The sequence below is a fragment of the Pseudomonas sp. B15(2017) genome, from assembly GCF_002113215.1.
Lineage (GTDB): Bacteria > Pseudomonadota > Gammaproteobacteria > Pseudomonadales > Pseudomonadaceae > Aquipseudomonas.
Map to the genome: position 1 here is coordinate 323,091 of NZ_NEJZ01000004.1, position 10,816 is coordinate 333,906.

Here is a 10,816-nt window from a genome sequence, read left to right on the forward strand (position 1 = left end):
TTCTGTTCCATTATTTCCGGGGCACTTCATGCAAAATTCAATCGGCGCACCAAAGCAGAGGCTCAGCCTCAGCGATCCACGAGTGCGTGCGTGGGTATTTCAGATCATCACCATCGTGGCGGTGGTCTCCCTGGGCTGGTATCTGTTCGATAACACCCAGACCAACCTGCAACACCGGGGTATCACTTCGGGGTTCGACTTTCTCGAGCGCAGTGCCGGGTTCGGCATCGCTCAACACCTGATCTCCTACACCGAAGCGGACAGTTATGCCCGGGTGTTTGTCATCGGCCTGCTCAACACGCTGCTGGTGACCTTCATCGGTGTGATCCTGGCCACAATTCTCGGCTTCATCATCGGCGTCGCGCGCCTGTCGAAGAACTGGATCATTTCCAAACTGGCAACCGTGTACGTGGAGGTTTTCCGTAACATCCCGCCACTGCTGCAGATCCTGTTCTGGTACTTCGCGGTGTTCCTGACCATGCCGGGGCCGCGCAACAGCCACAACTTCGGCGATACCTTCTTCGTCAGCAGCCGTGGCCTGAACATGCCGGCCGCGCAAATGGCCGACGGCTTCTGGGCGTTCGTGGTCAGCATCGTGGTGGCCATCGTTGCCATCGTGCTGATGAGCCGCTGGGCCAACAAGCGCTTTGAAGCGACCGGCGAGCCGTTCCACAAGTTCTGGGCTGGCCTGGCGTTGTTCCTGGTGATCCCGGCGCTGTGTGCGCTGATCTTCGGTGCACCTGTGCACTGGGAAATGCCGAAGCTACAAGGCTTCAACTTCGTCGGTGGCTGGGTGCTGATTCCGGAACTGCTGGCCTTGACCCTGGCGCTGACGGTGTACACCGCGGCGTTCATCGCCGAGATCGTGCGTTCGGGCATCAAGTCGGTCAGCCACGGCCAGACCGAGGCGGCGCATTCGCTCGGCCTGCGCAACGGCCCGACCCTGCGCAAGGTGATCATTCCGCAAGCGCTGCGGGTCATCATCCCGCCGCTGACCAGCCAATACCTGAACCTGGCGAAAAACTCCTCGCTGGCGGCCGGTATCGGTTATCCGGAAATGGTTTCGCTGTTCGCCGGCACCGTGCTGAACCAGACCGGTCAGGCGATCGAAGTCATTGCCATCACCATGAGCGTGTACCTGGCGATCAGTATCAGCATTTCCCTGCTGATGAACTGGTACAACAAGCGCATCGCGCTGATCGAGCGGTAAGGAATAGCGCATGAGTACTCATACTTTCAAACCCGACATGCCACCGCCGGCCAAGGTCTTCGGCCCGATGGCGTGGATCCGCGCGAACATGTTCTCCAGCTGGCTCAACACCCTGCTGACGCTGTTTGCGTTCTATCTGATCTACCTGGTGGTACCGCCGATCCTCAGTTGGGCGATCCTCGATGCCAACTGGGTCGGCACCACCCGCGCCGACTGCACCAAGGACGGCGCCTGCTGGGTCTTCATCCAGCAGCGTTTCGGCCAGTTCATGTACGGCTACTATCCGCCGGAACTGCGCTGGCGCGTGGACCTGACCGTGTGGCTGGCGGTCATCGGCGTGGCGCCCTTGTTCATCAAGCGCGTGGCGCACAAGGCGGTGTACGGCCTGAGCTTCCTGGTGATCTACCCGATCGTTGCCTGGTGCCTGCTGCATGGCGGCGTCTTCGGCCTCGACACCGTGGCGACCAGCCAGTGGGGCGGTCTGATGCTGACCCTGGTGATCGCCACTGTCGGCATCGCCGGTGCGTTGCCGCTGGGGATTGTCCTGGCACTGGGCCGACGCTCGAACATGCCGGCGATCCGTGTGGTCTGCGTGACCTTCATCGAGTTCTGGCGCGGCGTGCCGTTGATCACGGTGCTGTTCATGTCCTCGGTGATGCTGCCGCTGTTTCTGCCTGAAGGCATGAACTTCGACAAGCTGCTGCGGGCGCTGATCGGCGTGATCCTGTTCCAGTCGGCGTACGTCGCCGAGGTGGTGCGCGGCGGTCTGCAAGCGATCCCCAAAGGCCAGTACGAAGCCGCGGCCGCGATGGGCCTCGGTTACTGGCGCGCCATGGGCCTGGTGATTCTGCCGCAAGCCCTGAAGCTGGTGATTCCCGGCATCGTCAACACCTTCATCGCGCTGTTCAAGGACACCAGCCTTGTGATCATCATCGGCCTCTTTGACCTGCTCAACAGCGTCAAGCAAGCCGCTGCCGATCCGAAATGGCTGGGCATGGCCACCGAAGGCTACGTGTTCGCCGCCCTGGTGTTCTGGATTTTCTGTTTTGGCATGTCGCGCTATTCCATGCACCTGGAACGCAAGCTCGACACTGGCCACAAGCGTTAGGAGTTTTTTCGATGAGCGAAGCAATCAAAAAGCCAGCGGGCCCTGAAGGCATCATTCAGATGCAGGGCGTGAACAAGTGGTACGGCCAGTTCCATGTGCTGAAAGACATCAACCTGAACGTGCGTCAGGGCGAGCGTATCGTGCTGTGCGGCCCGTCGGGTTCCGGCAAGTCCACCACCATCCGCTGCCTCAACCGTCTGGAAGAACACCAGCAGGGCCGCATCGTGGTCGATGGCGTGGAACTGACCAACGACCTCAAGCAGATCGAAGCGATCCGCCGTGAAGTCGGCATGGTGTTCCAGCACTTCAACCTGTTCCCGCACCTGACCATCCTGCAGAACTGCACCCTGGCGCCGATGTGGGTACGCAAGATGCCCAAGCGCAAGGCCGAGGAAATCGCCATGCATTACCTGGAACGCGTACGCATTCCGGAGCAGGCGCACAAGTATCCGGGGCAACTGTCCGGCGGCCAGCAGCAGCGTGTGGCGATCGCCCGCGCGCTGTGCATGAAACCGAAAATCATGCTGTTCGACGAACCGACCTCGGCACTCGACCCGGAGATGGTGAAAGAAGTACTCGATACCATGATCGGCCTGGCCGAAGACGGCATGACCATGCTCTGCGTAACCCACGAAATGGGCTTCGCCCGCACCGTGGCCAACCGTGTGATCTTCATGGACAAGGGCGAAATCGTCGAGCAGGCGGCACCGAACGACTTCTTCGACAATCCGCAGAATGATCGTACGAAGCTGTTCCTGAGTCAGATCCTGCATTGATCCGATTCAGGCGTTGAAATAAACCCGGACTCAGTTCCGGGTTTATTTTTGTCCGGATTTTGCCGGTTGCCCTGATTGGAAAATCTGACTACCCTGTCAGCAAATTCATCCCATGATTGGATGACAGGGCGAATTCCATGTCTGAAAACTCTTTATTGATCAAACGATCCCTGGTCGATCAGGCGCTGGATCAACTGCGTCAGCGCATCACCGACGGCAGCTGGCAGGTCGGTCAGCGGCTTCCCACCGAGCCCGAGTTGTGCGCCGAACTCGGCATCAGCCGCAATACCGTGCGCGAAGCGATGCGGGTGTTGGCGTTTTCCGGGTTGATCGAGATCCGTCAGGGTGACGGCAGTTACCTGCGGGCGGTGGTCGATCCGATGGACACGCTCAAGGCGCTGTCCAGATGCTCGCTGGATCAGGCTCGGGAAACCCGGCACATCCTTGAAGTCGAGGCCATCGGCCTGGCGGCCTTGCGCCGTACCGATGAAGACCTCGTCGCGTTGCGCGAAGCGCTGGGTGTCGCCGGCAGCCACTATCACGGCGACCTCGACAGTTACATCCGCTGCGATCTGGTGTTCCACCGGCGTCTGGTGGATGCCGCACACAATCCGACCCTCAGCGAGCTGTATCGCTATTTTTCCAGCATCGTCGGCGCGCAATTGCGCCAGACCCTGAATATCGTCCCCCGTCGCCAGGAAGTCTTCGATTTGCACGTCGCCTTGCTTGAGGCCGTCGAGCAGCGCGATCCGGAGCGGGCCAAAGCCTTGTCGAGGCAGTTGATCAATGAACCTTGAAACCGAGAAAACCATGTCCCGCCCAGAAGTCTCCCCGGCACCCGTTCGCAAGGCCGAGCTCGAAGAATTGTTGATCGACGCCGAAGCCGATGACGAACAAGTGCAGCAAGGTCATCCGTTGGTGCGGCGCCCCTGGCTGTTGCTGCTTGGGTTGATTCTGGTGGCGTTGAACCTGCGACCGGCGCTGTCGAGCATGGCGCCGCTGCTCAGTGATGTGTCGAAAAGCCTTGGTTTGTCGGCCGCTCAAGCGGGGTTGCTGACGACGTTGCCGGTACTCTGCCTCGGTCTGTTTGCTCCACTGGCACCCGTGCTGGCGCGACGTTTCGGTGCCGAGCGGGTGGTCTTGGGGATTCTTCTGACACTGGCCGGCGGCATCATCCTGCGCAGCAACTTCGGCGAAATCGGTCTGTTCGTCGGCAGCGTGCTGGGCGGTGCGAGCATCGGCATCATCGGCGTGTTGCTGCCGGGCATCGTCAAGCGCGACTTCGCCAAACATGCCGGCACCATGACCGGCGTCTACACCATGGCCCTGTGCCTGGGCGCGGCAATGGCGGCAGGTTCCAGCGTGCCGCTGAGCGAACACTTCGACCACAGCTGGGCCATGGGTCTGGGTTTCTGGGTGATTCCGGCGCTGGCGGCGGCAGTATTCTGGCTGCCGCAAATCGGCCAGAAGCACGGCGCGCACAACGTTGCCTATCGGGTCCGCGGTCTGCTGCGTGATCCGCTGGCGTGGCAAGTGACCTTGTACATGGGCCTGCAATCTTCACTGGCCTACATCGTGTTCGGCTGGTTGCCGTCGATCCTCATCGGTCGCGGGCTGACCCCGACCCAGGCCGGCCTGGTGCTGTCCGGATCGGTGATCATCCAGCTTGCCAGCTCCCTGGCGGCACCATGGCTGGCCACGCGCGGCAAGGATCAGCGGCTGGCGATCATGGTGGTCATGGCGCTGACGCTCGGCGGCCTGTTCGGTTGCCTCTACGCACCGATCGAAGGACTGTGGGGCTGGGCGATCCTGCTGGGGCTGGGGCAGGGCGGTACGTTCAGCCTGGCGCTGACCCTGATCGTGCTGCGTTCGCGGGATTCCCATGTTGCGGCCAACCTGTCGAGCATGTCCCAGGGCTTCGGCTACACCCTCGCGTCCATGGGGCCGTTCGCGGTCGGTGTGGTGCACGACTGGACCGGTGGCTGGAACGCCGTGGGCTGGATCTTCGGCATCATCGGTGCGGGTGCAATCCTCGCCGGCCTCGGTGCCGGACGTGCGCTGTATGTGCAGGTAGTCAGCGAAAAGGTCTGACGCGCGCACACTGTCGGTATTCGGAGTGCGAATGCCGATAGTGTTTCGGGCGTTTGCGGATTATCGTGCTGGCAATCTGTACCTTTCCTGGAGATTGCCACATGAGTGAAGAAGCCCACAGCGCCCTGATCACCCGTTTCTACCAGGCTTTCCAGCGCCTCGACGCCGAGGCCATGGCCGCCTGCTACACCGACGACGTGGTATTCAGCGATCCGGCGTTCGGCGAACTGCGCGGCCGCGATGCCGGTGATATGTGGCGCATGCTCACTACCCGCGCCAAAGACTTCTCACTGACCTTCGACAACGTCCGCGCCGATGAGCGCAGCGGCGGCGCCCACTGGGTGGCGACCTACCTGTTCAGCCAGACCGGCAATATCGTGATCAACGACATCCAGGCACGCTTCGTCTTCCGTGACGGCAAGATCTGCGAACACCACGACCACTTCGATTTGTGGCGCTGGTCGCGTCAGGCGTTGGGCTTCAAGGGCCTGCTGCTGGGTTGGACACCGCTGGTGCGCAACGCCGTCCGTGCCCAGGCCCTGAAAGGGCTGAAGGCCTTTCAGGCGAGTCGCTGATAAGATCGCGGCCTGTTTTCCTTACATCTGAATTGTCCCGTGACCAGCCTCAGCGAAAATCCTCCCGATGCCGACGTACCAGTGAGCAAGTCCTGGTTCGTCTACCTCGTACGCGCCGCCAACGGTTCGCTGTACTGCGGGATCAGCGATGATCCCGTGCGCCGCTTTGCCAAGCACCAGAGTGGCAAGGGCGCGCGCTTCTTTCTTTCAAGCCCGGCGATGGCGCTGGTCTATACCGAGCTGTGCCGCGACAAGAGTGATGCGTTGCGCCAGGAGCGGTTGATCAAAAAACTCAGGAAGAGTGCGAAGGAATGTCTGGTGGCGTCTTATCGGCCTGATTGATCGGGTGTAAGCGGTAGAAGTCTCTGCATGTCGAAGGCGCTGCCTGAGGCAAACGGCGGGCGAAAAAAAAACCGCCTTTGCGGGGCGGTTTTTCTGTAAACGCCGGTTTGCGGCCGGGTTTACTGCATCACAATGGACACACTAGCGTGGACGAAGATTATTCGGCTTTATGCCATCGAGCAAGTGGGAAAACCGTCTCGGTTTCGGCTGAGGCGGTTTTTTTCGAGAACTCTCCAGTGCCTTATCAACCTGACTGATCGGTTCCCATCAGCCGGATCCGTAGGCTGCGAACAAATTGCGCGCTAAGCTGCTGGCTCACTTTCTGTGCGGCGGAGCCGAGCATGTCCGAGTTGATCCTTCATCATTACCCGACCTCTCCCTTTGCTGAAAAGGCCCGGCTGCTGCTGGGGTTCAAGGGCTTGTCCTGGCGTTCGGTGCATATCTCGCCAGTGATGCCCAAGCCTGACCTGACCGCCCTGACCGGTGGCTACCGCAAGACGCCGGTGCTGCAGATCGGCGCCGACATCTATTGCGACACCGCGCTGATCGCCCGTCGCCTCGAGCAGGTAAAGGCCCAGCCTTCGTTCTTCCCGGATGGTCAGGAAATGATTGCCGCCAGTTTCGCTGCCTGGGCCGATTCGGTGGTGTTCCAGCATGCGGTGAGCCTGGTGTTTCAGCCCGAATCGGTGGCGGTGCGTTTCGGCAAGTTACCGCCGGAAGCGATCAAGGCCTTCCTCGCCGATCGTGCCGGACTGTTCAGCGGTGGCAGCGCGACCAAACTGTCAGCCGAGCAGGCCAAACATCAATGGCCAACCATCATGGCGCGTCTGGAGCAGCAGCTGCAGCGTGAAGACGGGGACTTCCTGTTCGGCGAGCCGTCGATTGCCGACTTCGCCATGGCCCATCCGCTGTGGTTCCTCAAGGCGACCCACGTCACCGCGCCGCTGGTGGACGACTATCCGGCAGTGTCCGCATGGCTCGGGCGGGTGCTGGGCTTCGGTCACGGTGCGGCCAGTGCGATGAGTTCCGAAGAGGCGCTGGAGGTTGCACGCAGTTCGAAGCCGGCGGCATTGCCCGATGAGCAGTTTGTCGATCCGAACGGATTCGAAACGGGCCAGCAAGTCGTGATCGCGGCCACTGACTACGGCGTTGATCCGGTGGCCGGTGAGCTGGTGTTTGCCGGTCGCGAGGAGTTGATCCTGCGCCGTGAAGACGAACGTGGCGGCGTGGTGCATGTGCACTTCCCGCGTTTCGGTTTCCGAATCGAGAAACGCTGAAACAACTGAGGGAGCCGATTGGCTCCCTCGTTCATTTCAGTGCAGCGAGAATCTCGTTCGGATCAAACCCGCGAATCAACGTGCCATTGACGTCGATCAGCGGAATCCCGCGCCCGCCCAAAGCCTCGTAAGCCTTGCGTGCCTCGGCATCCTTCTCGATATCGAATTCCTTGAACGGAATGCCTTTCTGATCGAGAAAGCGCTTGGTCTGCTTGCAGTAACCGCACCAGTCCGTGGCGTACAACACGACATGGGCGTTGGCGCGGACCTGCTCGGATGCCATCTGCGATGGGTTGAATACCCGCTCGATCTTGCCCCAGTTCTGATAGACCACGACCACCAGCAGAACCAGCAGAACTTTTTTCAGCACATTGCCGAGCATCAGTTGCGACGCTTCAGCTGATCGGTGAGCGAGGTCGGCAGGCCTTTGATGACCAGGGTGCCGGCCTCTTCGTCGTATTCGATCTTCGAGCCCAGCAGGTGTGCTTCGAAGCTGATCGACAGGCCTTCGGCGCGGCCGGTGAAGCGGCGGAACTGGTTGAGCGTGCGTTTATCCGCCGGAATCTCCGGCGACAGGCCGTAATCCTTGTTGCGGATGTGATCGTAGAAGGCCTTTGGGCGCTCTTCGTCGATCAGCTCAGAGAGTTCTTCCAGGCCCATGGGCTCGCCGAGCTTGGCCTGGCTGCTGGCGTAGTCGACCAGGGTCTTGGTCTTTTCGCGCGCGGAATCTTCCGGCAGGTCTTCGCTCTCGACGAAGTCGCTGAAGGCCTTGAGCAGGGTGCGGGTCTCGCCCGGGCCGTCGACGCCTTCCTGGCAGCCGATGAAGTCGCGGAAGTACTCCGAGACCTTTTTGCCGTTCTTGCCCTTGATGAACGAGATGTACTGCTTGGACTGCTTGTTGTTCTGCCACTCGGAAACGTTGATCCGCGCCGCCAGGTGCAGTTGGCCGAGGTCGAGGTGGCGCGACGGTGTCACATCCAGTTGTTCGGTCACTGCCACGCCTTCACTGTGGTGCAGCAGGGCGATGGCCAGGTAATCGGTCATGCCTTGCTGGTAGTGGGCGAACAGCACGTGGCCACCGACCGACAGGTTCGATTCTTCCATCAGCTTTTGCAGGTGCTCGACCGCGACTTTGCTGAACGCGGTGAAGTCTTTGCCGCCTTCCATGTACTCCTTCAGCCAGCCGCTGAACGGGAACGCACCGGACTCCGGATGGAACAACCCCCAGGCTTTGCCCTGTTTGGCGTTATAGCTCTCATTGAGATCGGCGAGCATGTTCTCGATGGCAGCGGACTCAGCCAGTTCGGAGTCACGGGCGTGCAGGACTGCGGGTGTGCCGTCGGGTTTTTTGTCGATCAAATGGACGATGCAATGACGGATCGGCATAGGCTTCTCGGCTGGTGGAAGGGGGGAGGGCGGGCTCCCCCGAAAAAGCGCTCAGTGTACCGCAACCACTGGATTTGGCGCGGGGTGAAGGGCAAATCCGGGTCACCCGACGGCCCTTATGCATTTATTTACCGATTTAGCGCAATAAACCTGACCATTTGGCTAGCTAGAGGCGGATATTTCCTTGTCTCTGTGCTAGTTTTGCCCGGTCTTGTGCGAAGTCACCGCGACAAGCATGCATTCAGCTTTTGTCAGGTCGAACCAAACCTTGATTTCGGCATCTATAACCCCGACTCGTCGTGGTTATCGCCGAGGGTGCCAGATCCAGAAGATCGGGCTCGATGGCTGACACTGCACTCTGCAATCCATATGAATTTGATAGGGAAGGAACACTACATGGCTCTTACTAAAGACCAACTGATCGCCGACATCGCTGAAGCTATCGACGCGCCGAAAGCCACCGCGCGTGCCGCTCTGGACCAACTGGGTCAAATCGTTGCCGATCAGCTGGAAAACGGTGCCGAAATCACTTTGCCAGGTATCGGCAAGCTGAAAGTGACCGAGCGTCCTGCCCGCACTGGCCGTAACCCGTCGACTGGCGCTGCCATCGAAATCCCTGCCAAGAAAGTGGTCAAGATGGTTGTGGCCAAAGGCCTGACCGACGCTGTGAACAAGTAAGACGCAGCGATAAAAAAAAACCGTGCACCGGAGCGATCCGGGCACGGTTTTTTTGCGCCTGCTGTTTGTGTTTCAGCAGTAGCGGCGGCTGCTTTGCGCTCAAGCGCCGCCCTGGTTGAAGCGTATTACTTGCGAACCCAGCGCTCGCGCCGCCAGATCTGCTGTTCGGACTTGGTCTGGAAGGTCCAGGCGACGAAGCGGCTCTGCTTCTGCCCCTGGGACATTTCCACCACCTGGCTTTCCAGCGCGCCGGCCTTTTTCAGCGCGGTTTCGATGGCAGGCAGGTTCGAGGCTTTCGAGACCAGGGTGCTGAACCACAACACCTTGTGCGCAAAGTTCGCACTTTCGGCGATCAGTTGCGTCACGAAGCGCGCCTCGCCACCTTCACACCACAGCTCGGCCGACTGACCGCCGAAGTTCAGCACCGGTAATTTGCGCTTCGGATCGGCCTTGCCCAGGGCCCGCCACTTACGCTCGCTGCCCTTGGTGGCTTCTTCCATCGACGCGTGGAATGGCGGGTTGCACATGGTCAGGTCAAAGCGCTCGCCGGGCTCCAGCAGGCCGATCAGGATGTGCTTGCGGTTTTCCTGCTGGCGCAGCTGGATGACCTTGTTCAGGTTGTTGGACTGGACGATGGCCCTGGCGGCGGCCACGGCGGTCGGATCAATCTCCGAGCCGAGGAAGTGCCAGCGGTATTCGCTATGACCGATCAGCGGATACACGCAGTTGGCGCCCATGCCGATATCCAGCACATTGACGATGGCACCGCGCGGAACCACGCCATCGTTGTTGCTGGCCAGCAGGTCCGCCAGAAAGTGGATGTAGTCGGCACGGCCCGGCACCGGCGGGCACAGATAATCGGCCGGGATGTCCCAATGCTGGATACCGTAGAACGATTTGAGCAGCGCCCGGTTGAACACGCGCACCGCATCGGGACTGGCGAAGTCGATGCTTTCCTTGCCGTACGGGTTGGTGATCACGAACTTCGCCAGTTCCGGCGTGGTCTTGATCAGCGCCGGGAAGTCGTAACGACCCTGATGGCGATTGCGCGGGTGCAGGCTGGCTTCTTTACGCGGTTCCACGGGCTTGGCCGGGGTGGCGGAGTCAGGCTTCTTGCGCGCAGGTTTCGGTGTACGTGGGGCGTTCATGGGCGTGGTCGATTCGGGTAGGGCTGAAAGTGGCGGCTATTGTCCCACAGGGCGCTGCGTTGTTGGCCGGAAAAGTGCCGGGCACAAAAAAGGGAGGCCGTTGCGGGCCTCCCTTTTTCAGTGCGATGTCTCGTCCTGAATAAGGTTTACACCTTCTGACCCATTCTCAGGAGGGAGTAATGAATACAGGAAAAAGGCGCAGTCAGCGTGATTACACGCGGACCT

General features: G+C 60.4%; 12 protein-coding genes. 9 read left to right on the forward strand and 3 right to left on the reverse strand.

Translation table 11 applies throughout. The features are described from left to right. Nucleotides 1-28 precede the first annotated feature (28 nt). From CAF73_RS09240 to CAF73_RS09275, 8 genes are all read left to right on the forward strand, one after another. Entirely contained in the window at nt 29-1,210 is a 1,182-nt protein-coding gene (locus tag CAF73_RS09240; protein WP_085702523.1) for an amino acid ABC transporter permease, read from the forward strand. A 10-nt stretch (nt 1,211-1,220) separates the two neighbouring features. Beyond that, a complete protein-coding gene (locus CAF73_RS09245) occupies nt 1,221-2,318 on the forward strand; it encodes an amino acid ABC transporter permease (protein ID WP_085698553.1) in 1,098 nt (365 codons plus the stop codon). Nucleotides 2,319-2,329: 11 nt separating this feature from the next. Further along, nucleotides 2,330-3,094: an amino acid ABC transporter ATP-binding protein gene (locus tag CAF73_RS09250; RefSeq protein WP_085698554.1), complete on the forward strand. Its 765-nt coding sequence runs from the start codon at nt 2,330-2,332 to the stop codon at nt 3,092-3,094. Between the two features lie 137 nt (nt 3,095-3,231). Further along, the gene (locus CAF73_RS09255; protein ID WP_085698555.1) at nt 3,232-3,891 is read left to right on the forward strand and encodes a FadR/GntR family transcriptional regulator; all 660 of its coding nucleotides are present in this window, start codon (nt 3,232-3,234) and stop codon (nt 3,889-3,891) included. Further along, the gene (locus CAF73_RS09260; RefSeq protein ID WP_085702524.1) at nt 3,881-5,185 is read left to right on the forward strand and encodes a CynX/NimT family MFS transporter; all 1,305 of its coding nucleotides are present in this window, start codon (nt 3,881-3,883) and stop codon (nt 5,183-5,185) included. The genes CAF73_RS09255 and CAF73_RS09260 overlap by 11 nt, the downstream gene beginning before the upstream one ends. A gap of 101 nt (nt 5,186-5,286) precedes the next feature. After that, nucleotides 5,287-5,760: a nuclear transport factor 2 family protein gene (locus tag CAF73_RS09265; RefSeq protein WP_085608154.1), complete on the forward strand. Its 474-nt coding sequence runs from the start codon at nt 5,287-5,289 to the stop codon at nt 5,758-5,760. A gap of 39 nt (nt 5,761-5,799) precedes the next feature. Beyond that, nucleotides 5,800-6,102, forward strand: coding sequence for a GIY-YIG nuclease family protein (locus CAF73_RS09270; protein WP_085702525.1), 303 nt, complete (start codon nt 5,800-5,802; stop codon nt 6,100-6,102). A gap of 341 nt (nt 6,103-6,443) precedes the next feature. Further along, nucleotides 6,444-7,379 carry a glutathione S-transferase family protein gene (locus tag CAF73_RS09275; protein WP_085698558.1) on the forward strand — a complete coding sequence of 312 codons (936 nt, stop codon included), beginning with the start codon at nt 6,444-6,446 and terminating at the stop codon, nt 7,377-7,379. Between the two features lie 31 nt (nt 7,380-7,410). Here the strand turns inward: CAF73_RS09275 and CAF73_RS09280 are convergent, their stop codons facing one another. Beyond that, a complete protein-coding gene (locus CAF73_RS09280; RefSeq protein WP_085702526.1) occupies nt 7,411-7,761 on the reverse strand; it encodes a glutaredoxin family protein in 351 nt (116 codons plus the stop codon). Then, nucleotides 7,761-8,765 carry a nucleoid-associated protein YejK gene (yejK, locus tag CAF73_RS09285; protein WP_085702527.1) on the reverse strand — a complete coding sequence of 335 codons (1,005 nt, stop codon included), beginning with the start codon at nt 8,763-8,765 and terminating at the stop codon, nt 7,761-7,763. Before yejK ends, CAF73_RS09280 begins: the two co-directional genes overlap by 1 nt. Before the next feature lie 396 nt (nt 8,766-9,161). Here yejK and CAF73_RS09290 point away from each other — a divergent pair, with 396 nt between their 5' ends. Next, on the forward strand, nt 9,162-9,443 hold the full coding sequence (locus CAF73_RS09290) for an HU family DNA-binding protein (protein WP_085698560.1): 282 nt from the start codon (nt 9,162-9,164) through the stop codon (nt 9,441-9,443). A 125-nt stretch (nt 9,444-9,568) separates the two neighbouring features. Here CAF73_RS09290 and rlmF read toward each other — a convergent pair whose 3' ends face one another. Then, a complete protein-coding gene (gene rlmF / locus CAF73_RS09295) occupies nt 9,569-10,591 on the reverse strand; it encodes a 23S rRNA (adenine(1618)-N(6))-methyltransferase RlmF (RefSeq protein ID WP_085698561.1) in 1,023 nt (340 codons plus the stop codon). Between the last annotated feature and the right edge of the window lie 225 nt (nt 10,592-10,816).